Raw genomic sequence first — 19,474 nt, 5'->3', positions numbered from 1 at the left:
GCGCCGGGCGGAATCTGCGTAGTCTCGGATGCGTGATTTGTCCGAAGTGTCAGAACCGGATGCGGACCGTCGACAAGAACGGCATCCACATCGAACAGTGCGAGGCGTGCCGGGGGATCTTCTTGGACCACGGTGAGCTGGAGCAAATCGCCGGGGCCGAGAGCTCGTACTACGGCGTGGCGCAGCCACCGCCGCGCTACGGGCGGGCGGACTCGCCGCGCCCGTACCGGGGCGGGCATGGCGACTCGCCGAAGCCCTATCGCGGCGGTGGGCATTCGGATTCGCCGCGGCCCTATGGCGGTGGTGGGGGGTACTCGGACTCGCCGCGGCCCTACGGCGGGCATCGCGGCTACGCGGACTCACCTCGCCCCCACGGGGGTCACCGCAAACGCGGCTTCCTCGAGAACCTGTTCGACTGAGTTGCCTTCCGTCGATCAGGGTCCCGGCACGGGCTCGGCGCCGGCTCTTCGGCCGGAGCCTGGCGCGGGCGAGGCACGTGAGGGGCCTCCCTTTCTTGCGGGATCTGGCTCAGGTTCGGTGCCCGTCCTCGTTGCGGCCTCGGGTCCCGCGCCTGAACCCGGTCGGAGACCCGCATCGGACCCGGTGCGGGTCTCGGGTCGGCAGCCAGGCGCGCTGCCTGGGCTCGATCTGATGGCCGCTCCGGGCTCGGACCCGGCCCTCGGCCCGGACTCGGCCCTCGGTTCGGCTCCCGACGCGGGCGAGGCACGCGAGGTGTCTCCCATTGATTCGGGATCTGGCTCAGGTTCGGCGCCCGCCCTCGTTGCAGCCTCGGGTCCAGCGCCTGAACTCGGTCGGAGACCCGCGTCGGACCCGGTGCTCGCTCCTGGTCCGGCGCCCGGCGCGGGCCGGGTGTCCGCCTCGGGTGCGGTGTCCACTCTTGATCCGGTACCTGGCCTCGACCTGCGGATTTGTCCCGCGTGCGGCGATCGTGCCGACCGCCCGCGGGTCGAGGGTGCGGTGGTGGAGTGTGTGCTCTGTGGACACCGGTGGCCGTTCCGGCGGCTGCCGCTGTTCGCGCTCACGGGCCCGAGCGGCGGGGGCAAGTCCACTGTCGGCCCGACGCTGGCCGCGCGGCTGGCCGGGGATGCGGTGGTGCTGGAACAGGACGTCCTGTGGACGGGCGCCCTCCGCGACGACATCCCGGCCTTCCGCGCGGCCTGGCTCCGCATGGCGGCGATGCTGCACCAGAACGGCCGGCCGGTCGTGCTGTGCGGCACCGTCGCCCCGCAGGAAATCGAGCCTCTGCCGGAACGCACCTTCTTCTCCGACGTGCACTACCTCGCCCTCGTCGCCGACGACGCGGCCCTTCGCAAACGCTTGCGCGCCCGCCCCGCGTGGCGCGAATGGGACGAGCCGCGCATCGACGAGATGCTCGAGTTCAACCAGTGGATCCGCACCCAGGTCCCGCACCTCGACACGACCGCCACCCCGCTCGATGACGTGGTCACCCAAGTGGAGAAGTGGGTTAGGTCGAACCTGATCGGCTGACCGGCCAGTGGGGCGGGTGAGGTCGGACCTGGCTTCCGGGTTCTGGCGGCGGCGGCGGTTAGGTCGAACCTGATCGCCTGGCTGCGCAGTGGGGATGGGCTGGGTCGGACCTGGTTCGGGGTGTGGGCGGCGGGTGCGGGTGGGTCGAACCTGGCCGCCGGGCTGCGCAGCGGGATGGGCGAGGTCGGACCTGGCTTCCGGGTGCGGGCGCCGGGCGCGGGTGGGTCGGGCCTGACCGCCGGGCTGCCCAGCGGGATGGGCTGGGTCGAACCTAGTTTCCAGGCGCTGGAGGCGGAGGCAGATCGGTCGAACCCAGCCCGCGAAGCGCCTGCGCAGGCTGTTGATTGGGCCGAACCCCACCGCGAGCGATCTGCGCTAGGCCGACCCCCGGCAACCGTCCACGGCCCCCCGCCGGCTGGGCCGGACCTAGCGACTTGTCCACAAGCACAGCGAACACCGTTGGGTCCGACCTAACCCAACTCCCACCGAAGCCCATCCGGCTCATCCAGCCAGAACTCCTGCCGCGAACCATCCACGGTCAGGCCGAAGCGGTCGCGCTCCGGGCGGCCCAGGGAGTCCCACAGGACGAGGGCGCGCTCGGCGAGGTCCCACAAGCCGCGGGGGCCGCCTTGGGCGGTTTCGAACGTGTCGCCGTGGGTGCGGAAGCGGGCCCACGAGCCGTCGGGGTGGGTGAGGGCGAAGGGGCCCGCATGGGGGTCACCCGAGGAAATCGCGTCGGTCGAGCCGTCGGGGAGTTCGCGGACCGGGTGGACGCCCGGGAGTTCCAAGGAGGCGAAGAACTCGAACTTCAAGTGCGGCTTCAGCAGCAAATCAACCGGCAGCCGCGTCGGCCGCCAATCCGCGGAAGCGGGCGAAGGCAGGGCGGCCGGAGCCGGAAGGCGGTGGGCGCGCAGGGGCATGAAGCGACCGTCGCGGGCCAGAACCCGCCCGTGGCCCGTCGCGCCCGAGCCGGCGACCAGCCGGACCAGCCCCGCGCCCAGCGGCCGGTTCAACGTAGTCACCACGAGACCGCCCGGCACCGTCTGCTCAAGCCAGGCCGGCGGCACCGAAGAAACCGAGGCCGTACACAGCACCCGGTCGAACAGAACCCCAGCCGGAAACCCGAGCGCCCCATCGCCAACCTCGCACGACGGCGCGTACCCCGCTTCCTGCAGATGCCCACGCGCAGCCGAAACCAGCCCCGCATCCACGTCCATAGTGGACACCGAACCCGACCCGCAACGATGGCTCAGCAGAGCTGCGTTGTACCCCGTCCCGGTCCCGATCTCCAGCACCCGCTGCCGGTCCTCCACGCGGAGCTCCTCGAGCATGATCGCCATGATCGCGGGCATGCTCGAAGAACTTGTCGGCACTCCGTCGATCGGCCCGTCGCGCCGAGCCTTGTCCCACAGGGACGAATCGTCGTCGAGCTGAGTCACCAGCACGTCGGGGGAGTAGACCCGCTCCAGCCACCCCGGATCGTCACGTTCGACAGCCGCCCAGCCCTCGTCGACGCGCGTGAAGAACCGCGGCAGGAACACGTGGCGCGGCACGCTGCGAAAAGCCTCGACCCACTTCGGGTCGTGCAGCACGTCCTCGTCGACCAGGTGCTTGACCAGCCTGCGGCGCAATCGCTGAGTCGCCATGGGACCACCGTAGCCGGGTGAGCGGAACCACACCCACTAGTGCAAGCAGAGTGCTTGCAATAGCTAGCACGTCCGCGTACGGTCGGAAGTGTCGCGAGGAGGTGACCGGATGACAGAACCCGGCGGGGCCCAAAACCCGATCGAGAAGGTCGCGGACATCGCCTCCGACATCGGCGAGTACATCCGCCAGCAGCGGAGTTCGGCGAAGATTTCGTTGCGCCAGTTGTCGAAGCTCGCCGGCGTGTCCAATCCGTACCTGAGCCAGATCGAGCGCGGGGTCCGCAAACCCAGCGCGGAGATCCTGCAGCAGATCGCCAAAGGTCTGCGGATTTCGGCCGAAGCGCTTTACGTGCAGGCGGGAATCCTCGACGTGCCCACGGGAGGCCCGGTCGGCGACGCGATTCGCGCCGACACCGTGCTGACCGAGCGGCAAAAGCAGGTTCTGCTCGACGTCTACGAGTCCTTCCGGCGGGAGAACGCCGCCGGCACGCCCGCTGAGCCACCGGCAACCACCAAGACCACCCACGACACCACAGAGGAGTCGGCATGACCTCGCCCAAGACCGAGGATGTCCGCAAGGCCGTCAGCACCGCCATCGACCAGGTCCGCACCCCGCTGCTCGCCGCACTCGGCGCCGGCAACCTCGCGAGCCAGGCCGTGACCGACGCCGTCGCGAAGGCCCGCAAGAGCGGCGAGAACGCCCGCAAGAACCTCGAAGAGCTGCCCACCGACGTCGAGAGCCTCCGCGGCAAGCTCGACCCGGCCGAGCTGCGCAAGGTCATCGACGAGTACACCGAGGCCGCGCTCAAGCTCTACAACAAGCTGGCCGAGTCCGGCGAGCAGACCTGGGACAAGATCTCCGCGCAGCCGCAGGTGAAGAAGGCCCTCGACCAGCTCGAGGACGCGCTGACCACCGCGCAGGAGCGCGTGGACGGCCTGGCCGGCGAGACCCGCGAGCGCGTCGACGGCGTGCTGGCCAAGGTCACCAAGCGCACCCGCTCCGCCGGCGAGAAGGCCGCCCGCAAGGTGACCGAGGTCGCCGACGAGACCGCCGAAGCCGTCGAGGACCTCGGCGACGACCTCGCCCACGAGACCCGCTCGGTCGCCCGCAAGACCGCCAACCGCACGGCGCCGAAGACCGCTTCGCCCGCCCGCCGCACCACCACGACGGTCGCGAAGAAGCCGGCCGCCGCGCCGAAGACCGAGAAGTAAGCCCGAGAACGACACCAGCCCGCTCCCGGCGCGCCGCACCGACAGGTCGGCCGCCGGGGAGCGGGCTTCTCGCGGTTCGGGTGGCAGGAGCGGCAACGCCGGGGCCGCTTCCACCCGCCGGGCCGGCGAGGTCGGTCACCAGGTGGCCCGCTCCCGATGGCCGGCAACGAGGGATGGCCGCCTTTTCGGACGCGCGCGACAACCCTGCCCGTTCGCCGGGCAGCCGCTCGCGATGGCGGACAAACGGGGACGGGCCGCTTTCCGGCCGCGGTACGACCCGGGCAGCCGGTCGCGATGGTCGAGAAGCAGATGCGGATTCCGCCGTACTGCGTGGCGCGACCCCGCCTTTTCGCCGGGCAGGCGCGTTCACGAGAGCAGAGAACGGGCCGGCGCCCGCGGCTGACTCGGTGGCTGGGCATGCCCCGGGCCGAGTCCCGCCGTAAGGCCGGCAACGGTGGGACCGCGTTCTCGCGACTGCCGCGGACGCCCGCCCCGGTTCAAAAGCCGGACCGAGGAGCCCGTTCCCCACCCGCCACACCACCGCATCGGCAACCCGAAGCACAGGGCCGAACGCAAAATCCCCACCAGGACAGAGAACTAGGTCACACCACCCCTACGTCCCGGCGCCAGTGAAGTGCCGGGCCATCGGCGCGTTGGGTGGTTTGCCGTAAGCTGACGCCCGTGCTGGTTGCCGTTTGGATCCTTCAGGTCATCCACTGGGGCAGCGCCTTGGTCGGGCTTTTCGCCTTCGTTCACGCGCTGCTGCAGCGCTCCGACGCGTACCAGGCGGCGGACCGCAGGACCAAGCCGATCTGGTTGCTGATCACCGGCGGCGCGACGCTCGCGATGGTCCTGTTCGGCAGTAACGTCAGCGGTGCCGGGTTCATCTTCTGGGTGCCCGCGATGGCCGCCGCGCTCGTGTACATCGTGGATGTGCGGCCGCGGCTCATCGAGGTGCAGCGAGGCAACCGCAACTGGTAGCGGGCCCACGCGTAGATTCGAATGCGTGACCACCTGGACCATCGCCGGGAGCCTCACGGTCGTCCCCGCGCCCACCCGCATCGACCTGCTCGCCGAACCCGTCGCGAAGGCGCTCGCCGCCCTCGCGGAGCCCGACGCGGTCGGCGTCACGGAGATCGATCCCGAGCTCGCCGACACCGCGGCCTTCTGCGAGACCTACGGCTCGCCGCTCGACGCGTCGGCCAACTGTGTCGTCGTCGCCGGCAAGCGCGCCGGCGAGGTGCGTTTCGCGGCGGCCCTCGTGCTCGCTACCACGCGCGCCGACGTGAACGGCGTGATCAAGCGCCGTCTCGACGTGCGCAAGGCGTCCTTCGCGCCCATGGACGAAGCCGTGTCCCTCACCGGCATGGAGTACGGCGGCATCACGCCCGTCGGCCTGCCCGCCGAGTGGCCGATCCTCATCGACGCCCGCGTGGCCGCCGCGCCGGAGCTCGTGATCGGCAGCGGCATCCGCGGCAGCAAGCTCCTCATCTCCGGCGCCGCCCTGCAGACGCTCCCCAACGCCGAGGTCATCGAGGACCTCGCCCGGTGACGTCCGTCTGGCTGCGCTACCTGACCGGCGAGGACATCGACAGCCTGGGCATCACCGACGCCGACATCGTGGGCGCCGTCGAGGACGTGCTGGCCGACCACGGCCGCGGCGACGTCGTGTTCGAGCCGCGCACGCACCTCGTGCCCGACAACGGCGGCAAGGGCCACTTCAACATCCTGCGCGGCCACCTCTCGGCCAAACAGGTCAGCGGCGTGAAGGTGGTCGGCGACTTCGTCGGCAACTTCGAACGCGGCCTGCCCAGCGAGATGGCCCTGATCCTCCTGCTCGACCCCGAGACGGGCATGCCGCGCGCGATCGTCGACGGCACCATGATCACCGAGGCCCGCACGGGCGCGATGACGGCCGTCGGCGCGAAACACCTGGCGCGGCCGGGTTCGAAGGTGCTCGGCCACGTCGGCGCGCGCGGCACGGCGTGGTGGAACGTGGTGCTGCTCGACTCGATCTTCGACTTCGACGAGATTCGCGTGACGAGCAAGCGCCCGGAATCACGCGAGGACTTCGCCCGACGGCTGAGCGAACACCTCGGCAAGAACGTCCACGTCCGCGAAACCGCCGCCGAAACCCTCGACGGCGCCGACGTGCTCGTCGAAGCATCCCGCCTGACGGAGCCGGAAGCGCTGGTGCGCAAGGAGTACCTGCGGCCCGGCGCGTTCCTCGTGCCCTACGGCACCATCAGCGCCCTCGAGCTCACGCTGCTCGACGCCGTGGACAAGGTCGTGGTCGACAACTGGCGCGAGTCGCAGTCGGGCAACCCCCGCTTCGGCGCCCTGCGGCCCCACCTCAACGCCGGGCTGCTCACCGAAACCGGTGTCCACGCCGAGATCGGCGACGTCGTCGCGGGCAACCGCCCCGGCCGCGAAAGCGACGACGAGCGCATCCTCTTCTGGCACCGCGGACTGTCCACAACGGACGTCGCCGTCGCGCACATGATCCTGCAGCGCGCGGAAGCGGCGGACGTCGGCACGATGCTGCCGTACCGGTGATCGTCCGCGAGCCCGCCGACGTCCTGGCGGCCGGCAGCGAGCCGGGGGAACCCCTCGAACTGCACCCGGACCTGCTCACGCACGTCAAAGAGAACCGCGCCGCGATGCTGGCCGTGCTCGACGCCGCCGACGGCCCGGTCTACGGCGTCAACACCGGCATGGGCCGCCTCGCCGGCGTCAAGCTCACCGTCGCCCAGCAGTCCGAGCACCAGCACAACCTGCTGGTCGGCCGCGCCGTCGGCGGTCCGCCGTGGCTGTCCGCGGAGCTCACCCGCGCGTTGCTGCTCATGCGCCTGCGCAGCTTTCTGAAGCCCGAGACGGCGGTGAGCCCGGAGCTCGTCACGTTCCTCACCGATCGCCTCAACGACGGTTTCCTGCCCGCTGTCCCGCGTGGCGGCCTGGGCAGCGCCGGGGAGATCATCCCGCTCGCGCACGCGTTCCAGACGTTCGTCGGCCTCGGCTCCGTGCTGGAGGACGGCGTGCTCACACCGGCCGCGACCGCGCTGGCGCGCAGGGGTGTCGAGCCCTTCAAGCTCGGTCCCAAGGAAGGCGCGAGCCTGATCCAGGGCGCACCGCTGGCGCATGCGGACGCGTGGCTCGGCGCCCGGCGTGCCGAACAGCTGCTCGACCTGCAGACGCAGTGCGCCGCGATCGCCGTCGACGCCATGGGCGCGCCGCACGCGATCTACCGCTTCGAGGCGTCGGCGCGGTTCCAGGAGCTCATCGCCGGCGCCGAGCCGCGCGCCGGCGTGGTGCAGGCGCCGGTCTCCGTGCGGGCCGGGCCCCGCGTGCTCGGCCTGCTGGCCCGGACGATCGCGGACCTGCGCACCGAACTGGCCACGGACTGGGCGTCGCTCACCGATTCGCCGTCCTTTGTGGATGGTGAGTTCGTGACGACCACCGGCTACCACGCGGCCGGCCTCGGCCTTCGCATGGACGCGCTGAAGGCCGTGCTCGTCCACGTCGCCGAGATCGCGGTGCAGCGCCTGCACCGGCTGCTCGACCCGCAGTTCAGCGGGCTGCCGGCGCAGCTCGCCGTCGACCCGGGACCGCAGGCGGGGCTCGTCCCGTTGCACAAACGCGCGGTCGGCGAGCTGCACGCGCTGCGCCGCCTGGCCACGCCCGCCACCCTCGGCTCACTCGACACGTCGGCGGGTCAGGAGGACGTGCAGGCCTTTGCGTGGGCCGCGGGAGCCGAACTGCACGACGCCCTCGCGCACCTCACCGCGATCACGGCGTGCGAATTGATCGCCGGCGCCCAGGCCCGCTACCTGCGCGGCAAGGGCGCGCCCGCGCTGGAGCCGCTCTACGCGTGGATCGCCGAACGCGTCGAGCCCCTCGAAACCGACCGCTCGCTGGGGCCGGAGATCACGCGGCTGATCGAGGACCTCGGCTAGCGGTCAACCACAAGGCCGTCGTCCTGGCCGCCGTCATCGTTCGGCTCCGCAGCTGAGCCACGGTCGTCAGTAGAGCTCGACTTCCCAGCCTTCGAATGCTGGTTCGCCCGGCGGCGTGTTCCCGGTGCAGTAGTGGTAGATCCACGCCGCGGCGCGGCGCTCGGCGAACTCCTCGTTCACGGGTTCGCCCTGATCGTCGAATTCCAGGACGTTGGCGAAGATCGCGAACAGGAACTCCATCTGGCTCGGAGAGTCGCGCAGCTCGTCCCAGTAGTCGATCCCGCCGAGGAGCGGATGCCCGACCGAGCCGCGAGCAACCCAGCCCGCGAAACGCCGCAGCGCTCCTGATGCCCCGTGGGACAGCTTCGTGGTCACCGCGGAGATCCTAGGGCAGCGCCGCCCGTTCGAAGACCTGCGCTAGTCGCGCCGAGCCGCCTGCAGCGCGACACCCTTCGGCGTCGCCCAGCGGGTCAGCAACGCGAAGATCCCTTCGCACAGCAGCGCCAGGATGATCACCGCCAGGCCGCCGCCGAAGATCTCGCCGTAGCCCTGGGCGCCTTCGGCGAAGCCGTCGACGATGTAGCGGCCGAGCCCGCCGCCGTCGTTCACGATGGCGCCGATCGCGACCGTGGCCACGAGCTGCAGGAACGCCACCCGCGCGCCGGCGACGATCACGGGCGAGGCCAGCGGCAGTTCCAAGCGAAGCATGATCTGCCACTCGCGGTAGCCGGTGCCGCGTGCGGCGTCCACGGTTTCCTGTTCGAGCTGCACCACGCCGGCGTAGGTGTTGGTGAACAGCGGTGGCAGCGCCAGCCCGACGAGCGCGAGCAGCAGCGGCCAGAAGTCCGTGTCGGCGCCCCAGCGGCTGGCCAGGAACCAGAACAGGATGATCAGGCCGAAGCTCGGGATCGCCCGCCCGATGTTCACGGCGCTGCTCGCGAGGAACGCGCCGCGACGGTAGTGCGCGAGCCACAGCGCGAGCGGGATCGTGAGCACGGCCGCGACCACCAGCGACAGCACGGAGAACCACAGGTGCTCCACCGTCCGGTACGGCACTCCCGCGGGGTCGGTCCAGCTCCAGCGGTTCGGCGCCGAGAGCCACTCGCCCAGCTGCGTGAAGACGTTCATCGCGCCCGCACCTTCCGCACCCACGGCGCCAGCGCGCGCTCGCTCAGCCACAGCAACAGGTCGACGACCACCGCGAGCACCACCGACAGCACCACGCCGACGATGATCGGGCTCGGGTTCGGCGTGGTCGTCTGGATGCCGGCACGGATGAAGTACCCGAGCCCGCCCATACCGAGCAGCGACGTGACCGTGACCAGGCCGATCGTGGTCACGGCGGCCACGCGCAGGCCCGCGATCACCACGGGCAGCGCCAGCGGCAGCTCCACCTGCCACAGCAGCCGTCCGCGCGTGAAGCCCATGCCGATCGCGGCCTCGCGCACCTCGGCGGGGACCTGCTGCACGCCCGTGACGATGTTGCGGATCAGGATCAGCAGCGTGTAGGTGGCCAGCGGGATCACCGCCGTGGTGAACGTGAGCCCGAAGAACGGCACCAGCAGCGCGAACGCCCCCAGGCTCGGGATCACGTAAAGGGCACCCGCCGTGCCCAGCACCAACGGGTAGAACCAGCGGTACCGCAGGCAGAGCGTGGCCAGCGCCAGCGACACCACCAAGCCGATGCCCAGGGCCGTGGCCGTGAGGGCGATGTGTTCACCGAGGCGTTGGCCGATGGCGTCGGCGTTGCGCTCGACCCACCGCCACTCGAAGATCGGCCGGCTGCTCTCGGTGAGCAGCGGGGTGACCGAAGACGCATGCACCACGGAAGGTTACCCCGTTCGAGCGCTGCGATTTCGGTTGTTGAGATTCGGTGCCGGTGATTCCCGGTATGTGGTTTCTGTCGTGGCTCACGGTTAGGGTCCAATCCTCTGTTCGCGACACGAGGAGTGTGGGGACGTGCGCTGGACCCGGAACATCCGAGCGGCCGCGCTGGTGGCGGTGGCCGCGCTCGGCCTGACCGCGTGCGGGGGTGGGGGCTCCGACAGTGGTCAGCCCGCCGCGCAGAGCAAGGGCGGGGCGCCGATCGTCGTCGCGTCGTTCAACTTCACCGACAGCCAGATCCTGGCGGAGATCTACGCGGGTGCGCTCGAGGCCAAGGGCTACCCCGTCACGCGCAAGCTGAACCTGGGTTCGCGGGAGCTGATCTACCCGTCGCTCAAGTCGGGTGAGCTGCAGTTCCTGCCCGAGTACCAGGGCGCGGCGATCACCACGGGCTTCGGCAAGGACGCCGTGAAGACGGCCGACGGAGAGCACCAGCAGCTCACGGAGCTGTTCGCGCCGGACGGCATCGCGCTGCTGACCTACGCCGCGGCCGAGGACAAGAACACCTACATCATGAAGGCCGACCTCGCGAAGGCCAACGGCATCACGAGCATCAGCGACCTCAAGAAGCTGCCCAAGGTCGTCATGGCCGGGCCGCCGGAGTGCGAGTCGCGGCTGCCTTGTTACAAGGGCTTCACCGACGTCTACAAGCTGACGAACACCTCGTTCCAGACCGTGCAGGAAGCCGGGCCGCGCGTGCAGCAGCTCGACTCCGGCGCGGCGACCGTGATCCCGGTCGACTCGGTGAGCCCGCTCGTCGGCGACCCGCAGTACGTGGCGCTCAAGGACGACCTGCAGATCGTGCCGACGGAGAACGTGGTGCCGGCGGTGAACAAGAAGGTGCTCGACGAGCGTGGCGCCGACTTCGCGGCCGCGGTCAACGCCGTTTCAGCGAAGTTGACCACCGACGGCATGCGCGAGTTGAACAAGCGCGTGGACTCCGACGGTGACCCGGCTGCAGACGTCGCGAAGGACTGGCTGACACAGCAGGGACTCGCCTGAGTGTTTTCAGCGGGAAACGGGCCGTCCGGAACTTTCCGGACGGCCCGTTTTCGTGTGACCCTCGGCGGAAAACCCCTGGTGACGCGGTGCCCGATCGGGTGGTGTGCGAAGGTGGCGCGTGAGGGGTTCTCCAGTACAGCCGAGGAGTGAGATGGGTAAGGTCACGGCCACCGCGGAGCGCACGATCGACGCGCCGGTGGACAGGGTTCGCGAGCTGGTCGCCGACTACGCCGAGACCCGGCCGAAGCTGCTCACCGAGCACTACCGCGACTACGAGGTCACCGAGGGTGGCGTGGGCGCGGGCACCAAGGCGAGCTGGAAGCTGCAGGCCACATCGAAGCGCGTGCGCGACGTCGCCGCGACCGTGAGCGAGCCGGCGCCGGGCACCCTCGTGGAGACCGACGCGAACTCCAGCATGGTCACGACCTGGACCGTTTCGCCTTCGGACTCGGGCAGCGTCGTGCGGATCCAGACCAGCTGGGACGGTGCCGGCGGCGTCGGCGGCTTCTTCGAGAAGACGTTCGCGCCCGGTGGGCTGAAGAAGATCTACGACGGCGTGCTCGGCAAGCTCGAGGAGATCGTGTAGCGCTTGCCACATGGTCGGGCATAATCGGAATGATCGCCCCGGTTGGCTCGTTGGGGCGGGTATATGCGGGGCGATGGCCCCGATTTTACCCAGTCTCAGGAAACCAGTCTTCATGAACGGAGTCCCGTGGTGAACGCACCGACCCAGGCGACCGAGATCCGGCTCGCCGCCCGCCCGCACGGCATGCCGACGTCGGCCGACTTCGACGTCGTCGACACCGACATCCCGGCGCCGGCCGACGGTCAGCTCCTGGTGCGCAACGTGTTCATGAGCGTCGACCCGGCCATGCGCGGCCGGATGAACGACGCCAAGTCCTACGCGCCGCCCTTCGCGGTCGGCGAGGCGATGAGCGGCGGCGCGGTCGGCGAGGTCGTTGAGTCCACTGTGGACGGCTTCAAGCCCGGTGACCACGTGCTGCACCAGCTCGGCTGGCGCACCCACGCCGTGGTCGACGCGACGAAGGTCGTGAAGGCCGACGGTTCCGTCGCGCCGCTTTCGACATACCTGGGCGTGCTCGGCATGCCGGGCCTCACCGCGTACACCGGGCTCCTGGTCACCGCGGAGTTCAAGCCGGGCGACACGGTGTTCGTCTCCGGTGCGGCCGGCGCGGTGGGTTCGCTCGTCGGCCAGCTGGCGAAGCTCAAGGGCGCCAAGCGCGTGATCGGCAGCGCGGGTTCGGCGGAGAAGGTGCGCCACCTCGTGGAGGATCTCGGCTTCGACGCCGCCTTCAACTACAAGGACGGCCCCGTCGCCCAGCAGCTGGCCGCCGCCGCGCCCGAGGGCATCGACGTGTACTTCGACAACGTCGGCGGCGAGCACCTCGAGGCCGCCATCGCGTCGATGAACCTGCACGGGCGCATCACCGTGTGCGGCATGATCTCGCAGTACAACGCCACCGAGGCGACCCCGGCGCCGCGCAACCTGGTGCAGATCATCGCCAAGCGCCTGACGATCCGCGGCATGCTCGTGCTCGACCACTGGCACCTGCAGCCGCAGTTCGTCTCCGAAGTGGCGCCGCTGGTGGCCTCCGGCGAGATCAAGTACTCGGAGACCATTGTGGACGGTATCCGCAACGCGCCGGACGCCTTCCTGGGCCTCCTCAGCGGCGCGAACACCGGCAAGATGCTGGTGCGGCTCAGCTGATTTTCGCGGCCAGCTCGGGCAGGCTCGTCGCCGTGTAGGTGGCGGGCCGGCCTGGGAGGGGCCGCTGGTTGTCCCTCGCGATGAGGGCGGTTTCCATCCCGACCGCCTCGGCCCCCGCCAGGTCCCACCCGTGCGCGGCGATCATCACGGCTTTCGTTGTGCCGCAAGCATTCAGCACCTGCCGGTACGGCTCAGGCGCGGGCTTGAGCCGGCTGACCTGCTGCGCCGAGAAGATCCGGTCGAACCTCTTCGCGAGCCCCGCGTTCTGCAACTGCGCCTCCGCGGTGGCCAGCGGCGAGTTCGTCAACGCGACGACCTGGTGGCCGGCTCGCTTGAGCGTTCGGAGGGCTTCGTCGACATCGGCGTGGGCGGGCAGGGACCGCAGCCCGTCGCCGATCCTGGACAGGTCGTTGTCCGTCAGCTCGCGGCCGTACCGGTCCGCGGTGTCCACGGCGGCCAGCCCGGCGATCTCGGCGAAGTCCCGGTAGCCGCCGGCCGCCGTCACGGTCAACGCCGTGTGCACCACCAGCGCGAACCACTCCTGGCGCGCCGTGGGGCTCCCGGTGAGCTCGCGGAACAGCTCGTCGAGCGCCCGGAGGTCGAGCAGTGTCTCGTTCACGTCGAACACGCAGAGCATGCGGACTCCATCGGTGGGTCGGGCACACCTCGTGGTGGAGGATAAGCCGGTGCTGACCGGCGAGGCGATGTGGCGGCTCCTGAGGGAGGCCGACGAACCCGGCAACCCCGAGATCCCGCACGACTACGACCACGACGAGACCCGCCGCCGCTTCCTCGCGCTCGCCGAGCGGCTGAGCGCGGATTTCGGCCACCCCACCGAAAACGACCTGTGGGCGAAGGACGCCACTCTCCACGCACGCCTGAACATCCCGGTCGAGGCGACGCGCGGCGGGGAACAAATTTGCGTGGCGGTGAGCAACTTCGCGTCCCTCGCCATCGCGGGCCCGGGCAATCCCGGCGTGTACGACAGTGAAGAGCGCGACGTCCGCTTCGAGGCTGAAGACCGCCGGCTTGTCGGGACGGCGCTGGCCGATCTCGGGTACCGGCTGGTGGACGAGCCGGAGATCTGGCAACGGTGCGACGGCGCCAACGAGGACATCCTGCCTGCGTGGAGTGGTTCGGCAGGTACTTCGACTACCTCTGACCCGCCGTCCGGTAGGCCTCGATCACGATTCGCGCCGCCCTCGTCGACTTGGCCACCACCTGGTCGGCCGAGTACCCCATGCGCGGCGACACCCCGTCCAGGTACAGCGCGCCGTAGCCGTGGGACTGGGCGTTGAGTTGTTCGAGCAGTTCGAGGGCCGTGGCGTGGCCGTCGGTGACGGCGAGGCTGAGGGTGAGGAACGTGTCGAACATGGCGCGGCGCTGGTCGTGCATCTCGGTGTACTCGGGGTTGGCCAGGCCGTCGGCGAAGAGGACCGGGAAGCCGAGGCGCGTGTCGATGAAGAAGCGCGTGTAGGTGCCCTGCGCGGAGGCCAGGCGGGTGACCGGGTCGGGCTCCTCGGTGATGACCTTGTCGACCAGGTCGCGCAGCCGGCAGGCGGCCGCGGCGGCGACGGCGGACATCAGGCTGGACCGGTCGGGGAAGTGGCGGTACGGCGCGGCGGCGGAGACGTTCGCGCGCTTCGCGACCTGGGCGACGGAGAACCCCTCCACGCCTTGCTCGGCAATCAGGTCGAGCGAGACGCGCACGAGCTCGGCGTGCAGGTCGCCGTGGTGGTACTTGCCGCCCATGTCGTGGATCACACCCGATCTCGGTCGCGCGGATGTAAGACCCCTCTTACTATAGAAGATGTAAGGGGGGTCTTACATGGTCCGGGCGGCTGAGCCCGGAATCGTCTGGAGGATTTCATGACCACCACCACGCCCGCCATCGCCGCACCGGCCGTGGGGCAGCCGCTCGCGCCGACGACGATCGTGCGCCGCGACCTGCGTCCGGACGACGTGCTGATCGACGTCGCGTTCGCGGGCATCTGCCACAGCGACATCCACCAGGTCAAGGAGGACTGGGGCACCGCCATCTTCCCGATGGTGCCGGGCCACGAGATCGCCGGCGTCGTCGCCGCGGTCGGCTCCGGCGTCACCAAGTACCAGGTCGGCGACCGCGTCGGCGTCGGCTGCATGGTCGACTCGTGCGGCGAGTGTGAGTACTGCGTCGCGGGCACCGAGCAGTTCTGCGTGAAGGGCAACGTGCAGACCTACAACGGCGTCGGCTTCGACGGCGAGAACACCTACGGTGGGTACAGCCGCAGCATCGTCGTGAAGGACGCTTTCGTCTGCCGCATCCCCGAGGGCATCGGCCTCGACGTCGCCGCGCCGCTGCTGTGCGCGGGCATCACCACCTACTCGCCGCTGCGGCAGTGGAACGTCGGCCCCGGCAAGAAGGTCGCCGTGATCGGCTTCGGCGGGCTCGGGCACATGGGGGTGAAGCTCGCCGCCGCGATGGGCGCCGAGGTCACCGTGCTGAGCCAGAGCCTGAAGAAGCAGGAAGATGGCCTGAAGCTCGGCGCCAAGGACTACTACGCCATCAGCGACGAGGCCACTTTCGACACCCTGCGCGGCCGGTTCGACGTCATCCTCAACACCGTGTCCGCGAAGCTCCCGGTCGACGCGTACCTGAGCTTGCTGCGGGTCGGCGGCGCGATGGTGAACGTCGGCGCGCCCGGCGAACCGTTGGAGTACAACGTCTTCTCGCTGCTGGGCGGCAACAGGAAGCTCGCCGGGTCGATGATCGGCGGCATCGCCGAGACGCAGGAGATGCTCGACTTCTGCGCCGAGCACGGCATCGGCGCCGAGATCGAGACGATCACCGCCGACCAGGTCAACACCGCCTACGAGCGCGTGGAGAACAGCGACGTGCGCTACCGCTTCGTGATCGACGCGTCGACGATCGGCGCCTGATCGCCGGCGCGCGGCCCGCGCTCAGAACACCATCGTCCGGTTGCCGTGCACCAGCACGCGGCCCTCGAGGTGCCAGCGCAGGCCGCGCGCCAGCGTCACCTTCTCGATGTCGCGGCCCTTGCGCACGAGGTCGTCGACGGAGTCGCCGTGGTCCACGCGGATCACGTCCTGCTCGATGATCGGGCCGGCGTCGAGGTCGGCCGTCACGTAGTGGCAGGTCGCGCCGATCAGTTTCACGCCGCGTACGTGCGCCTGGTGATACGGCCGCGCGCCGATGAACGACGGCAGGAAGCTGTGGTGGATGTTGATCGCCCGCCCGGCCCACTCGTCGCACAGGTCGGCCGGCAGCACCTGCATGAAGCGCGCCAGCACCACGGCGTGGGGGTCGTACCCGTCGACGAGCTTGCGCACCTGGGCGAACGCTTCGGCCTTCCCGTCGGCCGGGAAAGGCACGTGGTAGAACGGAATCCCGTGCGCCCGCGTGATGTCCGCGAGCGACGCGTGGTTGCCGATCACCGCCGCGATGTCCACGTCGAGCTCCCCGGAAGCGACGCGGCCCAGCAGGTCGTACAGGCAGTGCCCCGCCTTCGAGACGAGCACGACGGCGCGCGGGCGCTCACCCGTGTCGCGCACCTGCCAGCTCGACTCGGCCGACAGCTCCTCCGCGACTGCCGCGAACCGCTCCCGCAGCCCGTCCGCGTCGAACGACAGCGACCCCGCCAGCACCACCTGTCGCGTGAAGAACCAGCCCGAGTCCGGGTCGGTGTGGTATGCCGCCTCCACGATCATCCCGCCGTGGTCGGCGAGGAAGCCCGAGATGCGGGCGATGATGCCGGTGCGGTCGGGGCAGCCGAAGGTGAGCACGTAACGCTGGGGATCAGGCACGTCCACCATTCTCGCCGGTGCTGGTCAGGGCGCCGCGAGGGGCTCCAAGAGTGCGACGTGGCCCACGATCCGCGCGGCGTGGGGGCGGCCCCAGAGCGCGCGGTAGACGTCGTCGGGTGAGCCGGTGACGGTGAGGTCCGCGGCACCGCTGGACTCGACCACCGGAGTCTCGCCGGGACGAAGAACCACCGTCCACGCCCGGTCTCCGGCTTCGATCCGCACGACGCCGTCCTGGTGAGCGGCCCGGCGAGGAACGAAGAACGTCAAGAACTCGTCGATGCCGTCCACCGCGAACGCGTCCGCGTACCGCGTGGCCGGCGGCTCAGGAAGAGCGCTCTCCGCGTCCAGCCGGTGGATCGCCGTCTCGTGGGCCAGGCGCCGGACCCAGCGGCCGACGGTCAGCAGTCCGCCGGCGGGGAACGGCGACCGCACCGGGGTATCGGCAGGCAGCCGGAGGGCTTCGCGGACGGCGAGGCGCTGGCCGTCCCACCGGCCGAGCGCGTCGGCCCAGTCGGTGCGTGGCGCGGGCTCAGTGGGTCGGTCCGTGATCGCCGCCACCGTGGACGAGAGCACTGTCGTCAGGTGCGTCACCAGGTCGTGCATCGTCCACTTCGGACAGTTGCGCAGGCGCGCCGACGGGCCCGCTGTCAGGGCCGCCGCCTTCAGCCGGTCGGCGTGGATGTCGATCGCCTCGGTCAGGTGCATCGCCCGACCGTAGTCGCCGCAATCGCAGGCGCCGCCCGAACTCGATGAGGGTGACCAGGCCGAGCCCGAGGAAGAACGACAGGAGCAGGCCCTTCACCGGCTCGTCGGCGAACGTCGAGCCGCCGGCCAGCCCGATCAGCACGCTGTAGACCGCCCACACGGCGGCGCCGGCCGCGTCGAGCGGCATGAAGCGGCGCAGCGGGTAGCCGAGGCTGCCCGTGGCCAGGGCGCTCGCCACGCGGCCGCCCGGCAGGTAGCGCGCGGCGATGATCAGCAACGGCGCCTGCCGCCGCACCTGCTCGCGCGCCCATTCGTAGCGCTGCCGCCCCGCCGGCCCGCGCTGCAGCCGCGCGAGCGCCTGCGGTCCAGCCGCCCGGCCCACCGCGTAGCCCAGGCAGTCGCCGGCCCACGCCCCGGTCGCCGCGACGAGCGCCAGCAGCGCCAGCCGCTCCGGGTCGGGCCCGAGCAGCACCGCGACCGTCACCACGGTCGTCTCGCTGGGCATGAACGGCAGCAGCGCGTCCAGCCCCGCGACGGCGAACACGAGCACCCAGAGCCACGGCGAACCCAGCGCGCCGCGCAGCAGGTCGGTGACGTGTTGAAGCAGTTCCACCTGCCTATCGTGATCACCGCAGGTCACCACCGGGTGACACCGCGGGGGTGGGTCGGTGAACAGGGGGGATTCGTACCCGGACGACGCATTCGTACCCCCACTGATCAGCCCAGTCCGGCACTGTCCGTAGTCACTTCAGAGGGGGTTCACGCTTTCCCACGGCACCGTCAGCTCGCCGAGGCGCCAGCGCTCCGGCCGGCCGAGCAACGGCCAGCCGCGGTCCCGCAGCATCCCCACCGCCGACACCCACCGCGCCCGCACCCCGAACGACCGGTGCGGCGCCGCGGCGGCCCAGCAGTCGTCCAAAGTGGACAGGAACGAGTGCACCGGCTCACCGAGAACGTTGCGGTGGATGAGAACCTTGGGCAGTCGTTCGGCCACAATGGACGGACGATCCAGGTCCGCGAGCCGCATCGACACCGTCAGCGACACCGGTCCGTCCGCGCCCACGACGACCCACGAGGCCAGCCGCCCGATCTCGTCGCAGGTGCCCTCGACGATCAGCCCCTCGTCGGGCATCGCGTCGAGCATCACCTTCCACGCGCCGGCGACCTCGTGCTCGGCGTACTGGCGCAGCACGTTGAACGCCCGCACGACCATCGGCCGCGCACCCGCCAGTTCGAAGCCGCCGCGGCGGAAGTCCAGCCACGGAGGGTCAGCGGCGCGGCGCGCGAACGCCACTCGCTCCGGATCGATCTCCAGCCCGAGCACACTGACGTCGGCGCGGACCCGGCGTAGCCAGCGCAGGAGTTCGATGGTCGTGACGGGTGACGCGCCGTAGCCGAGGTCGACCACGAGCGGGTCCGGCGTTCGCCGTAACAGCCGCGTCACCGCGGGGTCGTTCGCGAGCCAGCGATCGACTCTGCGTAACCGATTGGGATTGGTGGTGCCCCTCGTCGGGGCGCCCACCGGGCTCAGGCGTGCTCGGCCAGCCACGACGTGGTGAAGTCGGCTTCGCGGGCCAAGAGGTTCGTCACCTGCTGGGCCACGAACTCCTCGATCTTTCCGCCGAACAGCGGGATCCGCACCAGCACCTCGCCGGACGTCCGGAACTCCACGCGCTCACCACGCGGCGTCAGGAAGGTCTGCGCGCCGATCTCGCCCGGCACGCCGCTCACGCTGACGTCGACCTTGCCCGCGTACGCGTCGCCGGAGCGCTGCCACACCTGCTTGCGGTGCACGACGATGTCGCCCCGGTGCAGGGCCTGCACGGCCTGGGGCAGGCGCTGCGCGGCGATGCCGTGCTGCAGCTCGTAGCGCACGGTGTCGCCGTCGACGGCATGTGACAGGAGTGCGGCGCTGTCTCCGCCCAGCTCCTTCAGGCGCGCCCGCAACGCGTCCTCACCGGACACGGCGGCCAGCACGGCCGCGAGTCCGGCGGAGAACTCGGCACGGTGCTCGATCCGGGATCCCATGG

Annotated in this window: 23 protein-coding genes; 12 read left to right on the top strand and 11 right to left on the bottom strand. The window is 70.5% G+C overall.

The window, feature by feature from the left end; genetic code table 11:
* Positions 1-32 precede the first annotated feature (32 nt).
* Both AB0383_RS31705 and AB0383_RS31700 read left to right on the top strand, forming a co-directional pair.
* Entirely contained in the window at positions 33-419 is a 387-nt protein-coding gene (locus tag AB0383_RS31705) for a zf-TFIIB domain-containing protein (protein ID WP_366189297.1), read from the top strand.
* A 469-nt stretch (positions 420-888) separates the two neighbouring features.
* On the top strand, positions 889-1,509 hold the full coding sequence (locus AB0383_RS31700; RefSeq protein ID WP_366189296.1) for a nucleoside kinase: 621 nt from the start codon (positions 889-891) through the stop codon (positions 1,507-1,509).
* Positions 1,510-1,979: 470 nt separating this feature from the next.
* Here the strand turns inward: AB0383_RS31700 and AB0383_RS31695 are convergent, their stop codons facing one another.
* Entirely contained in the window at positions 1,980-3,155 is a 1,176-nt protein-coding gene (locus AB0383_RS31695) for a methyltransferase domain-containing protein (protein WP_364171631.1), read from the bottom strand.
* A gap of 109 nt (positions 3,156-3,264) precedes the next feature.
* Here AB0383_RS31695 and AB0383_RS31690 point away from each other — a divergent pair, with 109 nt between their 5' ends.
* The 6 genes from AB0383_RS31690 to AB0383_RS31665 all read left to right on the top strand — a co-directional run bounded on the left by AB0383_RS31690 (position 3,265) and on the right by AB0383_RS31665 (position 8,320).
* Positions 3,265-3,705 carry a helix-turn-helix transcriptional regulator gene (locus tag AB0383_RS31690; protein WP_366189295.1) on the top strand — a complete coding sequence of 147 codons (441 nt, stop codon included), beginning with the start codon at positions 3,265-3,267 and terminating at the stop codon, positions 3,703-3,705.
* The gene (locus AB0383_RS31685) at positions 3,702-4,367 is read left to right on the top strand and encodes a hypothetical protein (RefSeq protein WP_364171627.1); all 666 of its coding nucleotides are present in this window, start codon (positions 3,702-3,704) and stop codon (positions 4,365-4,367) included. The genes AB0383_RS31690 and AB0383_RS31685 overlap by 4 nt, the downstream gene beginning before the upstream one ends.
* 681 nt (positions 4,368-5,048) lie before the next feature.
* The gene (locus AB0383_RS31680) at positions 5,049-5,348 is read left to right on the top strand and encodes a DUF2516 family protein (RefSeq protein WP_364171625.1); all 300 of its coding nucleotides are present in this window, start codon (positions 5,049-5,051) and stop codon (positions 5,346-5,348) included.
* A gap of 25 nt (positions 5,349-5,373) precedes the next feature.
* Positions 5,374-5,919: a YbaK/EbsC family protein gene (locus AB0383_RS31675; RefSeq protein WP_364171623.1), complete on the top strand. Its 546-nt coding sequence runs from the start codon at positions 5,374-5,376 to the stop codon at positions 5,917-5,919.
* Positions 5,916-6,923, top strand: coding sequence for an ornithine cyclodeaminase family protein (locus tag AB0383_RS31670; protein ID WP_364171621.1), 1,008 nt, complete (start codon positions 5,916-5,918; stop codon positions 6,921-6,923). Before AB0383_RS31675 ends, AB0383_RS31670 begins: the two co-directional genes overlap by 4 nt.
* The gene (locus tag AB0383_RS31665; protein WP_364172003.1) at positions 6,923-8,320 is read left to right on the top strand and encodes an aromatic amino acid lyase; all 1,398 of its coding nucleotides are present in this window, start codon (positions 6,923-6,925) and stop codon (positions 8,318-8,320) included. The genes AB0383_RS31670 and AB0383_RS31665 overlap by 1 nt, the downstream gene beginning before the upstream one ends.
* Before the next feature lie 66 nt (positions 8,321-8,386).
* On the opposite strand, the gene AB0383_RS31660 is transcribed toward AB0383_RS31665, so the two are convergent.
* The 3 genes from AB0383_RS31660 to AB0383_RS31650 are packed head-to-tail and all read right to left on the bottom strand — an operon-like array spanning position 8,387 to position 10,143.
* Entirely contained in the window at positions 8,387-8,695 is a 309-nt protein-coding gene (locus AB0383_RS31660) for a hypothetical protein (RefSeq protein WP_366189294.1), read from the bottom strand.
* A 42-nt stretch (positions 8,696-8,737) separates the two neighbouring features.
* Positions 8,738-9,448, bottom strand: a complete 711-nt coding sequence (locus tag AB0383_RS31655; RefSeq protein ID WP_364171619.1) for an ABC transporter permease — start codon at positions 9,446-9,448, stop codon at positions 8,738-8,740.
* Complete coding sequence (locus AB0383_RS31650) at positions 9,445-10,143, bottom strand: ABC transporter permease (RefSeq protein ID WP_354866993.1); 699 nt, start codon at positions 10,141-10,143, stop codon at positions 9,445-9,447. Before AB0383_RS31650 ends, AB0383_RS31655 begins: the two co-directional genes overlap by 4 nt.
* Positions 10,144-10,279: 136 nt before the next feature.
* Here AB0383_RS31650 and AB0383_RS31645 point away from each other — a divergent pair, with 136 nt between their 5' ends.
* The 3 genes from AB0383_RS31645 to AB0383_RS31635 all read left to right on the top strand — a co-directional run bounded on the left by AB0383_RS31645 (position 10,280) and on the right by AB0383_RS31635 (position 12,935).
* On the top strand, positions 10,280-11,206 hold the full coding sequence (locus tag AB0383_RS31645; protein WP_366189293.1) for an ABC transporter substrate-binding protein: 927 nt from the start codon (positions 10,280-10,282) through the stop codon (positions 11,204-11,206).
* Positions 11,207-11,357: 151 nt separating this feature from the next.
* Positions 11,358-11,792, top strand: a complete 435-nt coding sequence (locus AB0383_RS31640; protein ID WP_364171615.1) for an SRPBCC family protein — start codon at positions 11,358-11,360, stop codon at positions 11,790-11,792.
* Positions 11,793-11,921: 129 nt separating this feature from the next.
* Positions 11,922-12,935, top strand: a complete 1,014-nt coding sequence (locus AB0383_RS31635; RefSeq protein WP_366189292.1) for an NADP-dependent oxidoreductase — start codon at positions 11,922-11,924, stop codon at positions 12,933-12,935.
* Here the strand turns inward: AB0383_RS31635 and AB0383_RS31630 are convergent.
* Positions 12,928-13,572, bottom strand: a complete 645-nt coding sequence (locus tag AB0383_RS31630; protein WP_364171611.1) for a haloacid dehalogenase type II — start codon at positions 13,570-13,572, stop codon at positions 12,928-12,930. The two genes, AB0383_RS31635 and AB0383_RS31630, sit on opposite strands and share 8 nt — an antisense overlap.
* A 515-nt stretch (positions 13,573-14,087) precedes the next feature.
* On the bottom strand, positions 14,088-14,699 hold the full coding sequence (locus AB0383_RS31625; RefSeq protein ID WP_366189291.1) for a TetR/AcrR family transcriptional regulator: 612 nt from the start codon (positions 14,697-14,699) through the stop codon (positions 14,088-14,090).
* A gap of 105 nt (positions 14,700-14,804) precedes the next feature.
* Between AB0383_RS31625 and AB0383_RS31620 the strand changes: the two genes are divergently transcribed.
* Complete coding sequence (locus AB0383_RS31620) at positions 14,805-15,854, top strand: NAD(P)-dependent alcohol dehydrogenase (RefSeq protein WP_366189290.1); 1,050 nt, start codon at positions 14,805-14,807, stop codon at positions 15,852-15,854.
* A gap of 21 nt (positions 15,855-15,875) precedes the next feature.
* Here AB0383_RS31620 and purU read toward each other — a convergent pair whose 3' ends face one another.
* The 5 genes from purU to AB0383_RS31595 form a co-directional block, all read right to left on the bottom strand.
* On the bottom strand, positions 15,876-16,748 hold the full coding sequence (purU, locus tag AB0383_RS31615) for a formyltetrahydrofolate deformylase (RefSeq protein WP_364171604.1): 873 nt from the start codon (positions 16,746-16,748) through the stop codon (positions 15,876-15,878).
* Between the two features lie 15 nt (positions 16,749-16,763).
* Positions 16,764-17,366: a maleylpyruvate isomerase N-terminal domain-containing protein gene (locus AB0383_RS31610; RefSeq protein ID WP_364172002.1), complete on the bottom strand. Its 603-nt coding sequence runs from the start codon at positions 17,364-17,366 to the stop codon at positions 16,764-16,766.
* Positions 17,269-18,057 (bottom strand): VTT domain-containing protein, encoded by a 789-nt coding sequence (locus AB0383_RS31605; protein ID WP_366189289.1) that lies wholly within the window; start codon positions 18,055-18,057, stop codon positions 17,269-17,271. The genes AB0383_RS31610 and AB0383_RS31605 overlap by 98 nt, the downstream gene beginning before the upstream one ends.
* Positions 18,058-18,192: 135 nt before the next feature.
* Entirely contained in the window at positions 18,193-18,993 is an 801-nt protein-coding gene (locus AB0383_RS31600; RefSeq protein WP_364171600.1) for a class I SAM-dependent methyltransferase, read from the bottom strand.
* Positions 18,972-19,472, bottom strand: coding sequence for a DUF2505 domain-containing protein (locus tag AB0383_RS31595; RefSeq protein ID WP_364171598.1), 501 nt, complete (start codon positions 19,470-19,472; stop codon positions 18,972-18,974). The genes AB0383_RS31600 and AB0383_RS31595 overlap by 22 nt, the downstream gene beginning before the upstream one ends.
* Positions 19,473-19,474 lie beyond the last annotated feature (2 nt).

The organism is Amycolatopsis sp. NPDC051373 (assembly GCF_040689465.1).
Taxonomy (GTDB): domain Bacteria; phylum Actinomycetota; class Actinomycetes; order Mycobacteriales; family Pseudonocardiaceae; genus Amycolatopsis.
The sequence above is the reverse complement of the archived record's forward strand: the minus strand, read 5'-3'. Positions and strand labels throughout refer to the sequence as shown.

Bases quoted from the DNA above. Each gene is read 5' to 3' on its own strand.
- purU (WP_364171604.1), bottom strand. From the start codon at position 16,748: ATGGTGGACGTGCCTGATCCCCAGCGTTACGTGCTCACCTTCGGCTGC.
- AB0383_RS31685 (WP_364171627.1), top strand. From the start codon at position 3,702: ATGACCTCGCCCAAGACCGAGGATGTCCGCAAGGCCGTCAGCACCGCC.
- AB0383_RS31620 (WP_366189290.1), top strand. From the start codon at position 14,805: ATGACCACCACCACGCCCGCCATCGCCGCACCGGCCGTGGGGCAGCCG.
- AB0383_RS31690 (WP_366189295.1), top strand. From the start codon at position 3,265: ATGACAGAACCCGGCGGGGCCCAAAACCCGATCGAGAAGGTCGCGGAC.
- AB0383_RS31695 (WP_364171631.1), bottom strand. From the start codon at position 3,155: ATGGCGACTCAGCGATTGCGCCGCAGGCTGGTCAAGCACCTGGTCGAC.
- AB0383_RS31595 (WP_364171598.1), bottom strand. From the start codon at position 19,472: ATGGGATCCCGGATCGAGCACCGTGCCGAGTTCTCCGCCGGACTCGCG.
- AB0383_RS31640 (WP_364171615.1), top strand. From the start codon at position 11,358: ATGGGTAAGGTCACGGCCACCGCGGAGCGCACGATCGACGCGCCGGTG.
- AB0383_RS31630 (WP_364171611.1), bottom strand. From the start codon at position 13,572: ATGCTCTGCGTGTTCGACGTGAACGAGACACTGCTCGACCTCCGGGCG.
- AB0383_RS31655 (WP_364171619.1), bottom strand. From the start codon at position 9,448: ATGAACGTCTTCACGCAGCTGGGCGAGTGGCTCTCGGCGCCGAACCGC.